We start from the raw sequence: 17,632 nt of genomic DNA on the forward strand, positions 1-17,632 counted from the left end.
GTATTCGCTCTCTGAGAGTTGCCCCCACTTGATTGGAGCGACCTCGTGTCGCACCGTTCCACACCCACTGGCCGGGACCCGACCGGAGATCCCCGCCGGCGCCCGCCTGTACCGTACCGGCGACCTGGCACGGCACACCGCGGACGGCACCGTTGAATGGCGGGGCCGCCTCGACAGTCAGGTGAAGGTGCGCGGGTTCCGGGTCGAGCTCGGCGAGATCACCGTGGCGCTGCAGGCGCACCCGCAGATCGCCGAGGCCGTCGTGGTGCTGCACGACGGGCGCCTGGCCGCCTACTACGTGCCCGCCGCCGGTCCCGGCCTGACGATCACCGAACTGCGTACCTTCCTGCGCCGTACCCTGCCCGAACCGATGGTCCCCCACTCCTTCACCACCCTGTCGGCTCTGCCCTTGTCGGCCAACGGCAAGACGGACACCTCCGCCCTGCCCGAACCCGACGGCACCCGGCCGGCCCTCGGCAGTGTCTACCAGGCGCCGGCGAGCGCGCTCTTCGGTCACCCGCCCGGCCCCCGCCACATCCCGGGACTGGGCACCAGCCGCCGCCCGGAGATCCTCCGCCCCGGCCTGGTCGACGAGGTCGTACTCGTCCCGGAACCCGAGGCGGTGGCGATGTGCCGACTGCTGGCCACCACCCGTGGCATCGCCGTCGGCGGCTCCACCGGATCCGTCCTGGCCGCCGTGGTCCGCCTGCGGCCCAGCATGCCTGCCGACGCCACCGCCGTCGCGATCGGCCCGGACACCGGTGAGCGCTATCTCGATACGGTCTACGACGACGACTGGGTCCGGGACCGGTTCGGGCCAGCCCTTCCCTCCGAAACCCACTCCTCGCCACTCGCGGTGTAGGAAGCTCGTTCCACCACCACACGAAGAGGAACCCGATGTTCGTATCACCCGTTCGACGGATCGACCCGCAGGGCACCACCGGCGAACTGGAAGCCCTGTCGCAGTGGCTCGACTTCCACCGCTCCACCCTGCTCATGAAACTCGAAGGTCTGGAGGACTCCGACCTGCGCAGGCCCATGGTCCCCTCCGGCACCAGCCTGCTCGGCCTCGTCAAGCATCTGGCCGAGACCGAACACGGCTGGTTCTGCCTGGAGTTCCTCCGTCTCGACGAGCAACCCCTCTACCAGACGCCGGACGACCCCGAGGCCGGCTTCCGCATCGAGCCCCACGAGACCGTCGACGAGATCGTCCAGACCTATCTCGACCAGTGCGAACGGGCGCGCAAGATCGTCGCCGAGCAGGCCTCACTGGAGATCGACGTTCCGGAGAACCTGCGCGGCCGCGTCAACCTCCGCTGGATCCTGCTGCACATGATCGAGGAGACCGCCCGTCACAACGGCCACGCCGACATCCTCCGCGAATCGATCGACGGCACCATCGGAGACTGATGCCCGGGGTGACCCCGCGGCGTTTGCCGGATCGGCATCGCCGGCAGGCAGACGGTGGTTCGGACGGGGATGGATGGGCGTGATCCGGCTGCGCAGGATGGTCGCCTGCCCTTCGCCTCGATCCAAGGAGCCACCGGGACCTGCGCCAGCGTGCCCGCAGAGCGGGTCATCGCCGGGAAGATGCGCACGGGACACGTACATTCCAGCCACCGGCGGGGACCTGCCAGGCTCACTCGACCAGGTCGTGGCCCGCGGCCCGCAGCACGGCGCAGGCCTCGGCCCGCCGTTCGCGGGGGACCAGGATCAGGTCGCTGCGGAAGCTCGACGAGACGAAGACCGGAACCCCCGCCGCCGCGAGTGGGCCGAGTACGGCCGCCAGCATGCCGGGCAGATCAAGATCGTGGGACAGCTCGCCGTAAAGACCGGCCCATCGCTCCTGAGTGCCGGCGTCAGGAGGCTCGTCCTTTGAGGCCGGTCGGGCCTCGCGGACCACGGTGAGGCCTTCGGGCGCACGGTGCAGGACGTACCAGGAGCCGTCTGGCGGAAGCTGCCCCGTGGGCAGATGCTCGACGGTGAATTCGGTGGTCAGCATCCGTAGGCGCTGTGCGGCAGGAGTGACCACGCAGGCACCCTAGACCCAGCTGGGCTCCACCGGGCAGCCCGATTCACCGCGGAACACACCGGCGGCCGGCTCCACATCGAACTCTCCCTGAAGCAGCATGCCGGCCAGGAGGTCGACGATGTGGGCCGCGTACGCCACCGTCCCGCCCGGGGGTGGAGAACGAGATACGCGCCCAGCACGCCGGCGATCGCGCCGATCAGCGCCGGTAGCCGGAGTCGGCGTTGAGGAACGCGTAGCCGTACGCCGCGGCATAGCCGCAGGCCACATAGAACACCGTGAACCGCACATGCCCGGCGCAGGATTCGGGTGCCCGGCTGTGATGCGGGCGTGGGCGGGCGCCGACGCCGGAAGCTGTGAACGCTCGCGCGCGGTCGTGCGTATGACTCCTCAACCGCGGATCTACGTGAGGAACAGGCGATGAACGACCGAGTTACTCCTCCGATGCACGCCACCCCCGACGGTGAGGCGGAGATCGCTCTGGTGGTGAGGCTGCCCTGGGAAGACGTCGCCGCGCTCGGCCAGGAGGCCGGGCGACTCGCTGCGCGGATGCAGCGGCCGGTGACCCTTGATGAGGCGGTCAGCCATCGGTTGCGGTCCGTGCGGGCCGCTGCCGCGCATGCGAAGCCGGCGCAGGCGGGGGGTGCGCCTGCGGTGACCTCGGCGTCGGCGTCGGTGTCGTCGTTGCCGCCGCGGCCTCCGGCGGATCAGGCGATGCAGGCCATTGATCGGATCAGTGGGAATTCTTCTGCCGTTTAGCGGCACCGGCAGCCGCCGGTTATGAGGCGCCCGACCTCACGGCCGCCACTGCCTTTCGTGCTGCTACCAGGATCGGGTCCCAGACCGGGGAGAAGGGTGGGGCGTAGCCGAGGTCCAGGGTTGTCATTTGTTCTGCCGTCATGCCTGCGGTGAGGGCTACGGCCGCGATGTCGACCCGCTTGCCCGCGCCCTCCCTGCCCACGATCTGGACGCCCAGTAGACGGCCCGTGCGGCGTTCGGCGAGCATTTTGACCGTCATGGGGGTGGACCCGGGGTAGTAGCCGGCGCGGCTTGTCGACTCGATGGTGACCGTCTCGTACTGGAGGCCCACCCTGCGCGCGTCCTTCTCTCGGAGGCCCGTGCGGGCGATCTCCAGGTCGCAGACCTTGCTCACGGCGGTGCCGACGACGCCGGGGAAGGTGGCGTAGCCGCCGCCGATGTTGGCGCCGATGATCTGGCCGTGTTTGTTGGCGTGGGTGCCGAGGGGGATGTGGCGTTCGCGGCCGGAGACCAGGTCGAGGACCTCCACGCAGTCGCCGCCGGCCCAGATGTTCTCGTGGCCGCGCACCCGCATGGAGAGGTCGGTGAGCAGGCCTCCGTGGTCGCCCAGAGGGAGGCCCGCCGCCTTGGCCAGGTCCGTCTCCGGGCGTACGCCGATGCCCAGGACCACCACGTCCGCCGGGTATTCGGCGTCCGCCGTGGCGACCGCGCGGACGCGGCCGTCGTCGCCGGTGAGCAGCTTGGTGACCTCGGCGTCATCGACCATGGTGATGCCCATGCCCTCCATGGCCCGGTGCACCAGGCGGCCCATGTCCGGGTCGAGCGTGGACATGGGTTCCTTGCCGCGGTTGACGACCGTGACCTCGTACCCGCGGTTGATGAGGGCCTCGGCCATCTCCACGCCGATGTAGCCCGCGCCGACGACCACCGCGCGGCGGCCCGCGGTGGCGGACAGCGTGTCGAGGAGGGCCTGGCCGTCGTCCAGTGTCTGCACCCCGTGCACCCCGGGCGCGTCGATGCCCGGCAGGTCGGGGCGGATCGGGCGGGCGCCGGTCGCGACCACGAGTTTGTCGTACGAGGTCCAGGACTCGGCGCCGGAATCGACGTCCCGCGCGCGTACGCGCGCACCCGCGAAATCGATCTCCACGACCTCCGTACGCATCCGGAGATCGATGTCGCGGGCCCGGTGCTCCTCGGGCGAGCGGGCGATGAGCCGGTCCCGCTCGGGGACGTCGCCGCCGACCCAGTACGGGATGCCGCACGCGGAGAAGGAGGAGAAGTGACCGCGCTCGAACGCCACGATCTCCAACTCGTCGGGGCCCCGCAGCCGGCGCGCCTGTGACGCGGCGGACATGCCCGCCGCGTCACCGCCGATGACGACCAGGCGTTCCCTCGCACGTGCGCTGTGGCTCATGTTCATGGGAACACGCTACGAGGGCCCCGCATTTAAGTCCTGTCGGCTCAGCTCTCCTCGCTCTCGCTCTCGTTCGGGGTCGCCGCCGGGCCTGGCCGCCGGGTGCGGGTGAGGCGGAGCCACAGCAGTACGACGAGGGCCGTGGCCACGGCGAAGGGGAGTACCGCGGCGAGGGCCAGGGCCAGCCAGCGGAACACGGCGACGAACGCGTTCCAGCCGCCCGCCAGCGCGTCCACGAAGCCGGGGTCGTCGTCCTTGTCCGACTTCTTCACCGCCGTCTCGGACAGGGACAGCGTGACGGTGGCGAGGCTCGTACGGTCCTTCAGGGACTTCTGCTGGGCCAGCAGCGACTCCAGGTCCGCCTGACGGGTGCTCAACTCGCCCTCCAGGGTGACCACATCGCTCAGCTTGGTGGCCCGGTTCATCAGCTCGCGGATGCGGGCCACGCTGGCCTGCTGCGTCTTGATACGGCTCTCCACGTCGACGACCTGCTCGGTGACGTCCTCGACCTTGGTCTTGCGCTCGATCAGCTTGCCGGTGCCCTCCAGTTCGCCGAGGACGTCCTCGTACTTCTCGGTGGGCACGCGCAGGACGACACGGGTGCGTTCGCGATCCTCGCCGTCGCGGGTCGTCGACTCGTCGGCGACGAAGCCGCCGGCGTTCTCGGCGACGGTGCGGGCCTCGTCCAGTGCCTGCGGTACGTCCTTGACCCGCACGGTCAGCGAGGCGGTGCGGATGATGTGGCCCGTGGTGAGTGTGGGCGGAGTGTCGGCGGCCTGGCCGCTGCTCGCGTCGCCGCCCGCCGCGCCCTCCTGCCGACCAGCGGTGTCGTCGACCTTGCTGTCGGCCGCCTCGCTGTTCGACCCGCCGCTCTCGTCGCCGGCACCGCTGCATCCGGTGAGCGCCAGGGCTACGGCGAGGAACAGTGCGGCCAGCGCCCCTGCGGGCCGCCGGGAACGTCGTACGAGTGTTTCTGTTTCGGCCATTGCGGCGTCCCCCCGAGGGTCGTGACCGGCTTGCTTGCACTGCTGACGCTTCTACGACGCCGGAGGGGGCCGGGACGTTTGGCCGGACACGGTCCCGAAGCGGTCACGGTCCGGACTCGACGAGGCCACATGCCCCCCGTAGCCATGTCGGTGGCGTCTGAGAGGGTGGATTCATGAGCGGATCACGTACGGACGCCGGGCATGTCGTCGTCATCGGGGCCGGGATCGCGGGGCTGGCCGCCGCGCACGGGCTGCTGGACCGGGGTGCGCGAGTGACGGTTCTGGAGGCCTCGGACCGGGTCGGCGGCAAGCTGCTGCCCGGCGAGATCGCGGGCGCGCGGGTCGACTTCGGCGCCGAGTCGATGCTGGCCCGCCGCCCCGAGGCGGTCGCCCTCGCGAGAGCGGTCGGTCTCGCCGACCGGCTTCAGCCGCCCGCCACCGCCACGGCCTCCCTGTGGACCCGGGGTGCCCTGCGCCCCATGCCGAAGGGCCACGTCATGGGCGTCCCCGGCACTGCCTCCGCCCTCTCCGGGGTGCTGTCCGACGAGGGGCTCGCCCGTATCGAGCGCGACGCCGACCTGCCGCGCACCGAGGTCGGCGACGACGTGGCGGTGGGGGAGTACGTGGCGGCCCGCCTCGGCCGCGAGGTCGTCGACCGCCTGGTGGAGCCCCTGCTCGGCGGTGTCTACGCGGGCGACGCGTACCGCATCTCGATGCGCTCGGCGGTCCCGCAGCTCTTCCAGGCCGCCCGGACCCACACCTCCCTCACCGAGGCCGTCCGCGAGATCCAGGCCCGCGCGGCCGCCGCTCAGCAGACCGGCCCCGTCTTCATGGGCATCGAGGGCGGAGTGGGCCAACTGCCGCTCGCCGTCGCCGAGTCGGTGTCGTCGCGCGGCGCCGAGATCCTCACCCGGACCCCGGTCACGGAGCTGCGCCGCGAGGCCGACGGCGGCTGGCGCGTCGGCACCAGGGACCGCGTCCTGCACGCCGACGCCGTCGTCGTGGCCGTCCCCGCCCCGGCCGCCGCCGGCCTGCTCCGCGCCGAGGCCCCCGAGGCCGCCGCCGAGCTGGCCGCCGTGGAGTACGCCTCCATGGCCCTCGTCACCCTGGCCTACCGCCGCGCCGACGTGACCCTCCCCGAGGGCAGCGGCTTCCTCGTGCCGCCGGTCGACGGGCGGACCATCAAGGCGTCCACGTTCGCCTCCCAGAAGTGGGACTGGATCGCCGACCAGAACCCCGACCTGCTTCTCCTGCGCACCTCCGTCGGCCGGTACGGCGAGACGGAGATCCTTCAGCGCGACGACGCCCACCTCGTGGAGGTGTCGAGAAACGACCTGCGCGAGGCCACCGGCCTGTCAGCCGCGCCCCTCGGAACCCGTGTCACCCGCTGGGACAACGGCCTGCCCCAGTACCCCGTCGGCCACCACGCGCGCGTGTCCCGCGTCCGCGAGCACATCGGCAAGCTGCCCGGACTCGCGGTCTGCGGAGCGGCGTACGACGGCGTCGGCATCCCGGCCTGTATCGCGAGCGCGGCCGCCGCGGTCGACCAGATCCACGGTGACCTGCGCGCTGTGCAGGACCTCACGGCCAACCCGGTGCAGAGCCTGCACGGCGGAGCGGGAGAATAAGAACCATGAGCGACGACGCCCCCACCACCGAGTCCGGCCGCATCCCGAACAAGGGCAAGCTGGCCAAGGACCTCAACGAGGTCATCCGCTACACGCTGTGGTCCGTCTTCAAGCTGAAGGACGTGCTGCCGGAGGACCGCGCCGGTTACGCCGACGAGGTCCAGGAGCTGTTCGACCAGCTCGCCGCGAAGGACGTGACCATCCGCGGTACGTACGACGTGTCCGGCCTGCGCGCCGACGCCGACCTCATGATCTGGTGGCACGCCGAGACGAGCGACCAGCTCCAGGAGGCGTACAACCTCTTCCGCCGGACGAAGCTGGGCCGCGCGCTCACGCCCGTGTGGTCGAACATGGCGCTGCACCGCCCCGCCGAGTTCAACCGCTCGCACATCCCGGCGTTCCTCGCCGACGAGACCCCGCGCAACTACGTCAGCGTCTACCCCTTCGTGCGCTCCTACGACTGGTACCTGCTGCCCGACGAGGACCGCCGCCGCATGCTCGCCGACCACGGCAAGATGGCCCGCGGCTTCCCGGACGTCCGCGCCAACACGGTCGCCTCGTTCTCCCTCGGCGACTACGAGTGGCTCCTCGCCTTCGAGGCCGACGAGCTCTACCGCATCGTCGACCTCATGCGCCACCTGCGCGCCTCCGAGGCTCGCATGCACGTCCGCGAGGAGGTCCCGTTCTACACGGGCCGCAGGAAGTCGGTGGCAGAACTGGTGGCAGGGCTCGCCTAGGCGGATTACCCGCGCCCCTGGCTTTCCAGGGGCGCGGCGCTCGGCCGAGGCTCCGGGTGCGCAGCACAGGCAGCCCGCCGCTCCGGCACCCGCCCCTCCAACAGGTACGCCTCCACGTGCCCGTTGACGCACTCGTTGGGCCCACCAGCCAGCCCGTGGTTGCCCGCATCCCGCTCGGTCACCAGCACCGACCCCCCGAGCCGCCGGAGCAACTCCAGCGCCCCGTCGTAAGGCGCGGCAGCGTCCCGCTCGGCGGCCAGGATCAGCGTCGGCGGCAGCTCACCGCGCCCCGTACGCACGTCCAGCGGGCGCCGGCGCGGGCCCGGCCAGTACGCGCAGGGCAGGCTCGTCCACACGTTGTCCCAGGTCTCGAACGGCGCGGTACGCGCGAGCCGGGTGTGGTCGCGGTCCCAGACCTTCCACTCAGTCGGCCAGGGCGCGTCGTTGCACTCGACGGCCGTGCGGACCGCGTTGCCGTTCTCCTGCTCGGCCGCCGCCTCCGGGTAGGGACCGGCGATCTGGACCAACGGCTTCGGTTCGCCCTTCAGATACGCGGACAAGGCGAGGGCGCGCTGCGGCCAGTAGTCTTCGTAGTACGTGGCCTGCTGGAACGCGTTCCGCAACTGCCCCGGCCCGACCTTGCCGCCCGCCGGCCGCGAGGCCAGCCGGGCCGCCGCCCGCTCGTAGCTCCGCAGCACCTTCTCCGGACTGTTCCCCAGCCCGTACACCTTGTGGTGCTTGGCGATCCAGGCCCGGAAGTCCGCCCAGCGCCCCTCGAACGCCGCCGACCGGTCGAGGCTGTTCCGGTACCAGATCTGATCGGGAGCCGGGTTCACCGCCGAGTCGAAGACCATCCGGCGCACATGCGAGGGGAACATCGTGGCGTACAGCGCCCCGAAGTACGTCCCGTACCCCGTCCCCATGAACGTCAGCCGCTGCTCGCCGAGCGCGGCACGCAGCACGTCCAGGTCGCGGGCGTTGTTGCGGGAGTGGTAGTGCCGCAGCGCGCTCCCACTCCGCTCCGCGCACCCGCGTGCGTACGCCTCGGCCCGTGCGATGCGCTCCCGCTTGTACGACTCCGAAGGGTGCGCGGGCGCCGGTGAGGGCCCCTTGTACAGGCGCTTCGGGTCCTGGCAGGACAGCGGCGCCGAACGCCCGACCCCACGCGGGGCGTACCCGATCAGGTCGTACGCCGCCGCGATGCGCTGCCACGCCGGGGTGAACCCCATGAGCGGAAAGTACATACCGGACGCGCCGGGCCCGCCCGGGTTGAACACGAGCGCGCCCTGCCGCGCGTTCCCGGTGGCTCTGACACGGCTGACGGTCAGCTTGATCTGCTCGCCGTCGGGCCGGGCGTAGTCCAGCGGCACCTCGACCGTCCCGCACTGAACCCCGTCCGGCAGCCCCTCGACCGCCGGACACGTCCCGAACCGGATCCCCTCCTCGCTCGCCCGCTGGACGGCGACATCGACGCCCTCCGCCTCGGCAGGGGCAGCGGAGAACGCACTCAGCAACACCGACCCGACAATTCCGTAGAGAACGGCGGCTCTCATCACTTCCCTTTCGACGGACGACGCACGACGCAGAACACCGGCAAAAGGGATGTTTCGTATGAAAAGGTGAAAAGTAAAGGACCGGGAGAGGTGTCGCGCTACCCGTCACCCTCCCGAGGCCCCTGCGCAGCCGGCGGCAGTGAATAACCCGCTGACGACGGCGTGGGCGACGGTGCCGTCGGGGACGGCGTCACCGGAATCGGCGAGCCAGGATCGTTCAACGGCACCGGCGGGGCCGGAGAGTTGGTGATCGGCGGCGCGCTCGCGGACGCGGCCTCCCGGGCGATCGCGTCGTAGTCGACCAGACCCGTGGCCTCCAGGACCCGAATATGGTCGAGCACGGTCGTGTTGGCGTCGTCGGCGAGATCGCGGACGAGCGAGTTACGGGTCGTCGCCCGGACCTGGGCGACGACGGAGAACACCTTGCCGTGCGCCAGACGCAGAATGTTGGCGAACTCCCGGTCGTACTCCTCGCCCTGCGCCGCGCTCAACGTCTCCAGCCATGCCTTCTGCTGGTCGCTCGGCTGATTGGGCAGCGGCAGGCCGATCCGGGCGGCGACATTGCGGACCCGCGCGTCGAGGTAGGTGTGCCCCTCGATGAGATGGTTCCCCGCGGTCCGTACGGCCTCGGTGGTGCCCTTCGTCTGGGCCTGCTGCCCGGCCGGCAGCTCCCACAGTCCCGCCAGTCTGACCTTGGTGATGAAGTCCCGGTCCAGCGCGGACAACGGCCCGTACCGCGTCGATACCGTGGACGCGTTCAGCGTGGCCACGCCGGTGCCGGAGCGGTCCGCGTACGACCAGATCGGGAAAATCATCGCCACGAGGGTCGCCACCATCCCGGCGACGATGAGTCCGGTCCCGCTGACGAGTCTTCCGCTGTGGTGGGTGGATCGCATGGTGCCTCCTGCTCGCGGCACCGCACGCTAGTGCGTTTCGGGTGCCGATTGGCCTGAGGACTGGCATGTTACTGCCCGGTCTACGCCAACTGTCGTACGAGGAGGAAGGGTTGAGGACGGGACAAAGCGCGCCGGATGGGGTAAGCGAACCGGCGGATAAAAGCTGTGAAATATCTTTCAAACGGGCGTGAAACCCGTGTGGGGGACACGGGTTTGTTAATCGCAGCACATCTCGGGGCGAGCACCCCGGCTCAGCGGCGGCTCAGCGGCGCAGCAGCACCCTGCGGGTCGCACGCGCCAGGCGGGCGGCCGGGCGCTGCGAGAGCGGGGCCGGGCCAGAACGCTCCAGCCACCACGCGCGCACTTCGCGCTGGACGTCCGGGTCTTCGGGCCGGCCGGTGAGCAGCACATGCTCGGCGAAGGAGAGGGCGTCGCGCCGGTAGCCGTCCGTCATGGGGTTCCCCTGGGCGTAGGCCAGGAAGGTCGGCCGGTACGACTCCCCGAGGATCTCCGGGAGTTCCGGCGCCACCTTCCCCACCACGTCCGCCCGCTTGGCCGCGAGGGCCCGCGCCTGCACGCCCAGCCGCACCCGGTCGAACCCCTCGGGCACCGGCGTCCCGCCCACCAGCGCGGACAGCAGCGCGGCCTGCGCCAGCCCGAGCCGCTGCCGGGCGGTGGACTCGGCCTCCGCCACGGCCTCCCCCTCGGAGACGGGTGCCGCCTCCTCGGGAGCCCGCACCTCGGCCTTCTCCAGCACCCCCCGGATCGCCCCCAACTCCCGCTCCAGCTCGCCCGGCTCGGGGAAGTTCTCGTCGCGCTCCAGGAGGACCCCCGGCGGGGTCACCCGGGAGACGAGGTCGGCGAGGATGTCGAGGACCTGCTGGGGGACCGGGTGGGCGTGGCTGTCGTGCCAGACGCCGTCGCGCTCGAAGCCGCCCGCGACATGGACGTACGCGATGGCCTCGACCGGCAGCTCGTCGAGCGCCTTGGCGGGGTCCTCGCCCCGGTTGACGTGGTTGGTGTGGAGGTTCGCCACGTCGATGAGGAGCCGCACACCGGTGCGGTCGACGAGGTCGTACAGGAACTGCCCCTCCGTCATCTCCTCGCCGGGCCAGTTGATCAGGGCCGCGATGTTTTCCAGTGCCAGCGGCACGGGGAGCGCGTCCTGGGCGATGCGGACGTTCTCGCAGAGCACGTCCAGCGCGTCCCGGGTGCGCGGCACCGGCAGCAGGTGTCCGGCCTCCAGCTGCGGCGACGCGGTGAGGGCACCCCCCGCCCGTACGAACGCGATGTGCTCCGTGACGAGGGGCGCGCCCAGGGCCTCCGCGCGCTCGGCGAGGTTGCGCAGCCGCTGCTCGTCGGGGCGGTCGGCGCCGCCGAGGCCGAGCGAGACGCCGTGCGGGACGACCGTGACGCCCCGCTCGCGCAGGCGGAGCAGCGACTCGGGGAGGTGGCCGGGGCAGACGTTCTCGGCGACGACCTCGACCCAGTCGACCCGGCCCGACGGTCCGGCCATGCCCTCGACGGCGTCGGCAATCTCCGGCCGCCAGCCGATCCCCGCCCCCAACTGCCTGATCTGCTCCATCGTCCCCTCCTCGGTCACGGCTTCACCAGGACCCGTGCGTCGTCTCCTTACGGCGGACCTGTGTTCCGGCGTGACGGAGTCATGGCCCCGGCAGCCGGGGCCGAACCCCGGGGAGGGGACCTTCAGAGCAACATTTGAGCTTTCGTCCGGGCACTGGGCCCGTTGCCTACTGGACGATCGGTTCGCCCTGTTCGTTGTTGAGCTCCTCCGGGTCCGGACGGCCGGTCGGGACCAGGCCGGGCGTGGTCGGCGACGGGACCGAGCTCACGCGGGGATTGGTGGACGGCTCGGCGGCGGGCGCGGCGGGCGGCACCTGACCGGGGACGGGCGGCGGCGGGCCGGTGGGGCTCGCCGTACCGCTGACCGAGTTGTTGGCGATGGTCTCGAAGTCGACCTCGCCGGTGCCCTCCAGGACCGTGATGTGGTCGAGCACGGTCTGGTTGGCGTCCGAGGCCAGCTGGCGCACCAGCGTGTTGCGGGTGGTGTTCCGCACGGTGGCGATGGCCGGGAAGATCTTGCCGTGCGCGGCGCGCAGGAGGTTCGCCCAGGTCTTGTTGTAGTCCGCCTCGGTCTTGGCGGCGGTCATCTGGTCGAGCCAGCCCTGCTGCTCGGCGGTCGGCTGGTTCGGCAGCTCCACCCCGAGCTTCGCCGCGATGATCCGTACCCGCTTGTCGAGGTCGGCGTGGCCCACGAGCAGGTGGTCGGCGGCCTCTCTGACGGACTTGCTGCCGCTGCGCTCCAGGGCCTGCTGCCCGGCCGGCCCCTCCCACAGACCGGCCAGCCGCACACGGACGATGAGGTCGCGGTCGGCCGGGGTGAGCGGCCCCCACTGCGTGGTCACCGTGTCCCCGGTGGGCACGGCCGCGGCCGCCGCGGCGTTGCGGTTGGGATACGAGTAGAACACGGGGTAGGCGACCGCACTGATCGTGCCGACGACCGCCACGGCGACGAGGACAGAGCCCTTGGAGCGTCGCAAATGAGCCTCCCGGAGGAAACCAACTGATCGTTGGGGACTGAAACGTTGCTTGGGGGTGGGGGTGCTGCCTCGGCTGGGCCGGGCCCTGCCACTGGCCGCGGCAGGCCCGGACCGGGCCGTGGGGCCGCGTCAGATCGTGCCGTTCGCGATGGCGTCGAAGTCGACCTCGCCGGTCTTCTCCAGCATCGTGATGTGGTCGAGCACGGTCTGGTTGGTGTCCGAGGCGAGCTGACGGACCAGGGTGTTCTGGGTGCCGTTCCGCACCTGTCCGATGGCCGGGAAGATCTTGCCGTGGGCCGAGCGCAGCAGGTTCGCCCACACCCGGTCGTACTGGTCGTCCGTGGCGCTGTTCATCTGCTGGAGCCAGGCCTGCTGCTGCGCGTTCGGCACGTTGGGCAGCTCGACGCCCAGCTGGGCGGCCACGTTCCGCACCCGCTCGTCGAGGTCCTTGTGCCCCACGATCAGATGGTCCGCCGCCTCCTTCACGGCCGGGCTGTCCGACCGCTGCATCGCCTGCTCGGCCGCCGGCAGCTCCCACAGTCCCGCCAGCCGCACGCGGATGATCAGGTCCCGGTCGGAGGCCGTCAGCGGCCCCCACTGGGTGTTCACCATGCCGGACGCCATGTTGGCCTGGGCGGTGCCGGACCGGTCGGCGTAGGACCATACAGGGAACGCCAGCGCGCCGACGGTGACAACGAGAGCCAGGCTGGCGATGGCCGAGCCGTTGAGACGCTGCAAAGTGATCCTCCCGGGTGAAGCCAACTGGTCGTTGGGGCACTTACTTGGCCAGTGCAGGGAGGTACGTACGGGAAGGCCGCGGTGTTCAACGACCTTTGAACAGGCTGAGACGCCCAGTTCGGGGCCGGGCCGCTCAGGGGGTGTTCCAGTGCTCAGCCGCGCAGTGCCGGATGGTCCGCGACCACCGTGCAGCTGCCCGGGGCGATCTCCGTGAACCCCGCGTCGCGCACGAGCGGCAGGCCGGAGGCGGTGAGGGCGGGCCAGTCGGCGGGGGCGGCGGTGCGGACGGCGAGGGGGAAGCCGGCGTCGTGCCAGGCGGTGCGGGACTCGTCGGAGAGGGCCCACCAGGCGAGTTGGGCGCCGTGGCCGGCCTGGGCCATGGCCTTGCCGGCGGACATGTCGAGGTCCGGGCTCATCCAGATGACCGGGGCGGAGGGGTCGGGGCCGGCCGGGGGTTCCGGGTCGTCGAGGTCCGTGCCGGAGACCTGGAGACGGGCCAGGTCCTTGGGCCAGCCGTCGAGGGGGACCGGCGGAAAGACGCGCACCTCCGCCGACTTGCCCGTCACCGTGATCCCGGGCAGCGCCTCGGCCCGCCGCCACTCCGCGCCACGCGCCCGCCGGACCACCTTGCGGATCCGGGCGTCCTGCCAGTCCCGCATCGCCTCGGCCCAATCTCCCCCACTCTCGGCTTCGCTCGAGCGGGAGGTACCCCCACCGCCCACCGACCGCTCGTCGCTGAGCATCACCAGCACCGCCCGCGCCGCCGTCTCCAACGCGTCCGTACGCGCCGGAGGCGACGCCTTCTCGATGTGCACGACCAGCGGCAGCACGAACTGCGGTGCCTCGTCGCGGGAGGTCCGCTCGTGCCGGAAGGGGCTGTCCTGGGAGTTCGGGTCACCGGTGCTCACCCGCCCAGTCTGCCAGCCGGAAGATCCGTTCCCGGATGGGCCGCCCGTACAGCCGTACGACGGTTGCACGAGGATGGGGGCATGGGACGTGAGTTACTGCTGAGCCTGGAGGGTGTCGGCCGCCGCTACGGGTTCCGGGGGCCGTGGATCCTGCGCGGCGTCGACCTGGCCGTCGCCCCCGGCGCGCTGATCCGCGTGGAGGGCGCGAACGGCACCGGCAAGTCGACGCTGCTGCGCGTCCTCGCCGGGATCGACGCGCCCACGGAGGGTCGGATGTCCGGGCGCCCGCGCACGGCGTACGTTCCCGAGCGCTTCCCCGCCGCGCTGCCGTTCACCGCCGCCGAGTACCTCACTCACCTCGGCGCCGTCCACGGCCTCGACCGCCCGGCCGCCGCCCGCGCCGCCGACGACTGGCTGGAACGCTTCGGAGCCGCCGAGTACGCCCGTACGCCGATGGCCCAGCTCTCCAAGGGCAGCAGCCAGAAGGTCGCCGTCGCCCAAGCGCTCCTGGCGGAACCGGAGTTGCTCGTCCTCGACGAGGCGTGGAGCGGCCTCGACGCCGACGCCCGGGAGGAGTTGGAGCGGGTGGTCGTCGAGCGGACCGCCGCCGGGGCCGGGGTGGTGTTCGTCGACCACGATCCGCGTCGGCTGACGGGGGTGCCGGACGCGACGTACGCGGTTGTCGAGGGCGGCCTCAATCTCCGTACGTCGACGGGGACTTCGGGAGACGTGGGCGTGGGCCCCGCTGTGGTCGTCGAGGCGCGCGGACCCTCTGGTGCCCAAGTTCCGGACGACGTGGTGAAGTTGGCGGCCGATGTGGAGGAGACGGGCGGCGGCAGCCACCGGTTCTCCGTTGCGGAGGCGGGGTCGGATGCCTTGCTGAGGGCGTTGCTGGGGGCTCGGCCGCCGTGGCATGTGGTGAGTGTGGGGCCGTCGTGGCTGGGGCCCGGACCGGCCGAGTCACCGGAACCGGAAGCGACAAGCGAACGGGACGCGGAAAGCGCACCGGGGATGACAAGCGAACTGGAAGTGGAACGCTCCTGATGACCGCCCTCCTCCGCTACCAGGCCGCCCTCCTGCTCCGCTCCCAGCGCTGGTTGCCGCCCGTCATCCTGTACGCGGCGTTCCTCGCCATCGGGGTGCAGAGCGGGCAGCCGGTGCTCGACTCGCTCGGCTACACGGCGGCCGCGCTGCTGCCCGTGGCCGCCTGGCTGGTACGTATCTGCGCGACCAACGAGCCGCCCGCGGCCCGGAGTTGTACGGGAGCGGCGGCCGGACCGGGCCGGGCGCACCTGGCGTGTCTGCTGGTCGCGTTCTCGGCGGCCGCGCTTCTCGGCGCGGCGGCCGTCCTCTTCGTCACGGTCATCAGCGCCCCCAAGAGCACGGATCACCAGACACGCATCGAGGCGGTCCCGGCGGCCGGCGCCGGGCTCCTCGTGGCCCTCGTCTGCGCACTCCTCGGCGTGGCCGTCGGCACGCTCACGAACTGGCCGCTGCTGCGCTCGCCGGGCCGGGCCGTCCCCGCGCTCCTCCTCGGCGCGCTGCTGACCCTGGTCCTCGCGGGCTCCCCGGCCCGCGCGGCGGTCACGTCCCTGGTGGAGGGCTCGCAGCACGCGACCATCCCGGTCCCCGTCCTGCCCCTGGCCGCCGCCGCGCTGCTCACGGCGGCGGCGATCGCCGTGGCCTGCGCCCTGACGACCCGCCGCTCACCCTGAGCAGGCGTTGCGCTCGGCCTCCCGCCACTCGCACAGCGGGCACAGGGTGATCCCCTTGTACGACTCCGGGTACTCGGTGGGCTCCTGGCACAGCACACAGGCGGCGAAGGGCGGCGCGGCGGCCGGGGCCGAGGCCGTCGTTCGGGCCGGCTCCGGGTTCGGCTCGACGGCCGGTTCGGTGCCGCAGTAATCGCTCATATGTCCAGCGTAGGTCGGGCGACCGCAGAAGCGGGGTTTACTGCGCGGTCGCCGCCGCCTCCACCAGCTCCGACACCTTCACGAACCGGAAACCCCGCTTCCGCAGTTCCGGCACGATCATCCGTACGGCCCTCTCCGTGACCGGCGCGGCACTCCGCGTGCAGTGCATGACGACGACGGACCCCGGCCGCACGCCCTCCACCACCTCCCGGGCGACCGCGTCCGCGTCCGTCGCGAAGGCGTCCCCGCTCACCACGTCCCACTGCACCGCCGTCACCCCGGACGCGCTCAGCCGCCGCAGCGCGCGCCCGTCGTAGCAGCCGCCGGGGAACCGGAAGTACGGCATCGGTTCCGGGACACCCGCCTCCCGGAACACGGTGTACGCACGCTCCAGATCCGCCCGCATACGCTCCGGCGCCATGGTCGGCAGGCCGTGGCAGTCGTCGGTGAAGGCGTAGTGGCTGTACGAGTGGTTCGCGACCTCGAACAACGGATCCCGCCCGATCGACCGCGCCTGAATCGGGTACTCCTCGGCCCACCGCCCCGTCATGAACACCGTCGCCGGAACCTTCAGCCGCCGCAGCGCGGCGATGAGCCCCGGATTGTCGAACCGCTCGCCCGCGGCAGCCCTGGCTCCCTGACCTGCGGTCATGTCCGCGTCGAAGGTCAGCGCGACCGTCTTGTCGGCGCCCGTACGGGGGCCGTGCTCGAAGACGGGGGTCAGCCCGGCCGGCCCCGGCGCGAGTGTGGGCGGACGGGACGTGTCGACCGTCGAGGGCCGGGTGACGACGGTACGGGACGCGGCCTGCGGCGCCCCGCAGGCGACGAGGGCAACGCCGAGTGCGCCGAGCGCGGAGAGCGCGGTGATTCTTCGTACAGGACTGATCACTCGATGAACGTAAACGGGTGAGCCGGTCGGATTGTGTGTTCAGCTGCCCGTTTAGTTGGAGTCCGGGGTGAAGTCACCCGCGTGGGCGACGAAGGGGGTCCAGGCGGCGGCGGGGGAGAGGGCCAACGAACGCAGTGTGTACGGCCCGGCGCCGTACAGCGCGCTTAGCGTCCTTCCTACCAATCGGTCAGGTCCACCAGGAGATCGCAGTGCGGGTCGTCGAGGGACGGCTGCTGGCGCTCCTCTTCCTCGACGAGGGAGGGGAGTGACGCGATCAGCGCGGTGAGTGTGTCGGTGAGGTGGATGTCGGCGCCGATGATGCCGGTGCGGCCGGGAAGCCGCACATACAGGCGCAGCAGACCGTCCCCTTCATCAGGAAGCCGATCAGGAACGGGTTCTCGTCGTCGCCGGGGCCGGGCAGGGCGCGCAGGACGCTGAGTGCCTGGCCCTGTTCGGGCTCCAGGGCCGGGGTGATCCCCTCCGGGTGGAGGCGGATGACCGTCATCCCCAAGGCGTCGCTGATGTCGTCGCCGCTGTAGATCTGGGTTCCGGTCAGGACCGTGCGCAGGATGCCGGGGATGTGGGCAGGGGCCACGATGTCGTGGGGGATCTCGTAGAGAA

At 71.5% G+C, this 17,632-nt stretch carries 20 protein-coding genes and 1 pseudogene; 7 read left to right on the forward strand and 14 right to left on the reverse strand.

The features are described 5' to 3' along the window. Positions 1 to 28: 28 nt before the first annotated feature. Both F3T56_RS36915 and F3T56_RS36920 read left to right on the forward strand, forming a co-directional pair. Positions 29 to 862 carry a pyridoxal-phosphate dependent enzyme gene (locus F3T56_RS36915; protein WP_149829784.1) on the forward strand — a complete coding sequence of 278 codons (834 nt, stop codon included), beginning with the start codon at positions 29 to 31 and terminating at the stop codon, positions 860 to 862. A 35-nt stretch (positions 863 to 897) separates the two neighbouring features. Next, positions 898 to 1,410: a DinB family protein gene (locus F3T56_RS36920; RefSeq protein WP_149829785.1), complete on the forward strand. Its 513-nt coding sequence runs from the start codon at positions 898 to 900 to the stop codon at positions 1,408 to 1,410. 229 nt (positions 1,411 to 1,639) lie between these two features. Here the strand turns inward: F3T56_RS36920 and F3T56_RS36925 are convergent, their stop codons facing one another. The 3 genes and pseudogenes from F3T56_RS36925 to F3T56_RS50295 form a co-directional block, all read right to left on the reverse strand. After that, positions 1,640 to 2,002, reverse strand: a complete 363-nt coding sequence (locus F3T56_RS36925) for an ACT domain-containing protein (RefSeq protein ID WP_149829786.1) — start codon at positions 2,000 to 2,002, stop codon at positions 1,640 to 1,642. Between the two features lie 39 nt (positions 2,003 to 2,041). Continuing rightward, on the reverse strand, positions 2,042 to 2,170 hold the full coding sequence (locus F3T56_RS50290) for a hypothetical protein (protein ID WP_425473711.1): 129 nt from the start codon (positions 2,168 to 2,170) through the stop codon (positions 2,042 to 2,044). Continuing rightward, positions 2,167 to 2,336, reverse strand: a pseudogene (locus tag F3T56_RS50295) (rhomboid family intramembrane serine protease); the annotation flags it as partial. The pseudogene F3T56_RS50295 and the gene F3T56_RS50290, both read right to left, overlap by 4 nt. Before the next feature lie 113 nt (positions 2,337 to 2,449). Between F3T56_RS50295 and F3T56_RS36935 the strand changes: the two are divergent. Then, positions 2,450 to 2,788 (forward strand): hypothetical protein, encoded by a 339-nt coding sequence (locus F3T56_RS36935; protein WP_172639320.1) that lies wholly within the window; start codon positions 2,450 to 2,452, stop codon positions 2,786 to 2,788. 19 nt (positions 2,789 to 2,807) lie between these two features. Here F3T56_RS36935 and F3T56_RS36940 read toward each other — a convergent pair whose 3' ends face one another. Both F3T56_RS36940 and F3T56_RS36945 read right to left on the reverse strand, forming a co-directional pair. Then, a complete protein-coding gene (locus tag F3T56_RS36940) occupies positions 2,808 to 4,202 on the reverse strand; it encodes an FAD-dependent oxidoreductase (RefSeq protein WP_425473710.1) in 1,395 nt (464 codons plus the stop codon). 47 nt (positions 4,203 to 4,249) lie between these two features. Next, a complete protein-coding gene (locus tag F3T56_RS36945; RefSeq protein WP_149829789.1) occupies positions 4,250 to 5,188 on the reverse strand; it encodes a DUF4349 domain-containing protein in 939 nt (312 codons plus the stop codon). Between the two features lie 173 nt (positions 5,189 to 5,361). On the opposite strand from F3T56_RS36945, the gene hemG reads away from it, so the two are divergent. Together hemG and hemQ are read left to right on the forward strand one after the other, a co-directional pair. Then, complete coding sequence (hemG, locus tag F3T56_RS36950; RefSeq protein WP_149829790.1) at positions 5,362 to 6,816, forward strand: protoporphyrinogen oxidase; 1,455 nt, start codon at positions 5,362 to 5,364, stop codon at positions 6,814 to 6,816. Positions 6,817 to 6,821: 5 nt separating this feature from the next. Continuing rightward, positions 6,822 to 7,553, forward strand: coding sequence for a hydrogen peroxide-dependent heme synthase (gene hemQ / locus F3T56_RS36955; protein WP_149829792.1), 732 nt, complete (start codon positions 6,822 to 6,824; stop codon positions 7,551 to 7,553). 5 nt (positions 7,554 to 7,558) lie between these two features. Here hemQ and F3T56_RS36960 read toward each other — a convergent pair whose 3' ends face one another. From F3T56_RS36960 to F3T56_RS36985, 6 genes are all read right to left on the reverse strand, one after another. Further along, positions 7,559 to 9,106 (reverse strand): alpha/beta hydrolase, encoded by a 1,548-nt coding sequence (locus F3T56_RS36960; RefSeq protein WP_149829793.1) that lies wholly within the window; start codon positions 9,104 to 9,106, stop codon positions 7,559 to 7,561. Between the two features lie 98 nt (positions 9,107 to 9,204). Beyond that, positions 9,205 to 10,002 (reverse strand): DUF4142 domain-containing protein, encoded by a 798-nt coding sequence (locus tag F3T56_RS36965; RefSeq protein ID WP_149829795.1) that lies wholly within the window; start codon positions 10,000 to 10,002, stop codon positions 9,205 to 9,207. 262 nt (positions 10,003 to 10,264) lie between these two features. Then, on the reverse strand, positions 10,265 to 11,587 hold the full coding sequence (locus tag F3T56_RS36970) for an MbnB/TglH/ChrH family RiPP precursor modification enzyme (RefSeq protein WP_149829796.1): 1,323 nt from the start codon (positions 11,585 to 11,587) through the stop codon (positions 10,265 to 10,267). A gap of 166 nt (positions 11,588 to 11,753) precedes the next feature. After that, the gene (locus F3T56_RS36975; protein ID WP_149829797.1) at positions 11,754 to 12,563 is read right to left on the reverse strand and encodes a DUF4142 domain-containing protein; all 810 of its coding nucleotides are present in this window, start codon (positions 12,561 to 12,563) and stop codon (positions 11,754 to 11,756) included. 129 nt (positions 12,564 to 12,692) lie between these two features. After that, a complete protein-coding gene (locus F3T56_RS36980) occupies positions 12,693 to 13,301 on the reverse strand; it encodes a DUF4142 domain-containing protein (RefSeq protein WP_149829798.1) in 609 nt (202 codons plus the stop codon). Positions 13,302 to 13,453: 152 nt separating this feature from the next. Then, on the reverse strand, positions 13,454 to 14,209 hold the full coding sequence (locus tag F3T56_RS36985) for an aminoacyl-tRNA hydrolase (protein WP_149829800.1): 756 nt from the start codon (positions 14,207 to 14,209) through the stop codon (positions 13,454 to 13,456). An 81-nt stretch (positions 14,210 to 14,290) separates the two neighbouring features. On the opposite strand from F3T56_RS36985, the gene F3T56_RS48605 reads away from it, so the two are divergent. Both F3T56_RS48605 and F3T56_RS48610 read left to right on the forward strand, forming a co-directional pair. Further along, the gene (locus tag F3T56_RS48605; RefSeq protein WP_149829801.1) at positions 14,291 to 15,253 is read left to right on the forward strand and encodes an ABC transporter ATP-binding protein; all 963 of its coding nucleotides are present in this window, start codon (positions 14,291 to 14,293) and stop codon (positions 15,251 to 15,253) included. Next, positions 15,253 to 15,924 carry an ABC transporter gene (locus F3T56_RS48610; protein WP_149829803.1) on the forward strand — a complete coding sequence of 224 codons (672 nt, stop codon included), beginning with the start codon at positions 15,253 to 15,255 and terminating at the stop codon, positions 15,922 to 15,924. The genes F3T56_RS48605 and F3T56_RS48610 overlap by 1 nt, the downstream gene beginning before the upstream one ends. On the opposite strand, the gene F3T56_RS37000 is transcribed toward F3T56_RS48610, so the two are convergent. The 3 genes from F3T56_RS37000 to F3T56_RS48615 form a co-directional block, all read right to left on the reverse strand. Beyond that, the gene (locus F3T56_RS37000; RefSeq protein WP_149829804.1) at positions 15,916 to 16,122 is read right to left on the reverse strand and encodes a hypothetical protein; all 207 of its coding nucleotides are present in this window, start codon (positions 16,120 to 16,122) and stop codon (positions 15,916 to 15,918) included. The two genes, F3T56_RS48610 and F3T56_RS37000, sit on opposite strands and share 9 nt — an antisense overlap. Before the next feature lie 37 nt (positions 16,123 to 16,159). Further along, entirely contained in the window at positions 16,160 to 17,011 is an 852-nt protein-coding gene (locus F3T56_RS37005) for a polysaccharide deacetylase family protein (protein WP_149829806.1), read from the reverse strand. 274 nt (positions 17,012 to 17,285) lie between these two features. Beyond that, complete coding sequence (locus F3T56_RS48615; protein ID WP_149829807.1) at positions 17,286 to 17,606, reverse strand: hypothetical protein; 321 nt, start codon at positions 17,604 to 17,606, stop codon at positions 17,286 to 17,288. Positions 17,607 to 17,632: the final 26 nt, after the last annotated feature.

This window comes from Streptomyces tailanensis (assembly GCF_008386495.1).
GTDB lineage: Bacteria > Actinomycetota > Actinomycetes > Streptomycetales > Streptomycetaceae > Streptomyces > Streptomyces tailanensis.

Coding starts and splice junctions, on each gene's coding strand:
- F3T56_RS36965 (WP_149829795.1), bottom strand. CDS start 10,002: ATGCGATCCACCCACCACAGCGGAAGACTCGTCAGCGGGACCGGACTC.
- F3T56_RS37000 (WP_149829804.1), bottom strand. CDS start 16,122: ATGAGCGATTACTGCGGCACCGAACCGGCCGTCGAGCCGAACCCGGAG.
- F3T56_RS36960 (WP_149829793.1), bottom strand. CDS start 9,106: ATGAGAGCCGCCGTTCTCTACGGAATTGTCGGGTCGGTGTTGCTGAGT.
- hemG (WP_149829790.1), top strand. CDS start 5,362: ATGAGCGGATCACGTACGGACGCCGGGCATGTCGTCGTCATCGGGGCC.
- F3T56_RS36920 (WP_149829785.1), top strand. CDS start 898: ATGTTCGTATCACCCGTTCGACGGATCGACCCGCAGGGCACCACCGGC.
- F3T56_RS36940 (WP_425473710.1), bottom strand. CDS start 4,202: ATGAGCCACAGCGCACGTGCGAGGGAACGCCTGGTCGTCATCGGCGGT.
- F3T56_RS36970 (WP_149829796.1), bottom strand. CDS start 11,587: ATGGAGCAGATCAGGCAGTTGGGGGCGGGGATCGGCTGGCGGCCGGAG.
- F3T56_RS48610 (WP_149829803.1), top strand. CDS start 15,253: ATGACCGCCCTCCTCCGCTACCAGGCCGCCCTCCTGCTCCGCTCCCAG.
- hemQ (WP_149829792.1), top strand. CDS start 6,822: ATGAGCGACGACGCCCCCACCACCGAGTCCGGCCGCATCCCGAACAAG.
- F3T56_RS36945 (WP_149829789.1), bottom strand. CDS start 5,188: ATGGCCGAAACAGAAACACTCGTACGACGTTCCCGGCGGCCCGCAGGG.
- F3T56_RS36925 (WP_149829786.1), bottom strand. CDS start 2,002: ATGCTGACCACCGAATTCACCGTCGAGCATCTGCCCACGGGGCAGCTT.
- F3T56_RS48605 (WP_149829801.1), top strand. CDS start 14,291: ATGGGACGTGAGTTACTGCTGAGCCTGGAGGGTGTCGGCCGCCGCTAC.
- F3T56_RS36935 (WP_172639320.1), top strand. CDS start 2,450: ATGAACGACCGAGTTACTCCTCCGATGCACGCCACCCCCGACGGTGAG.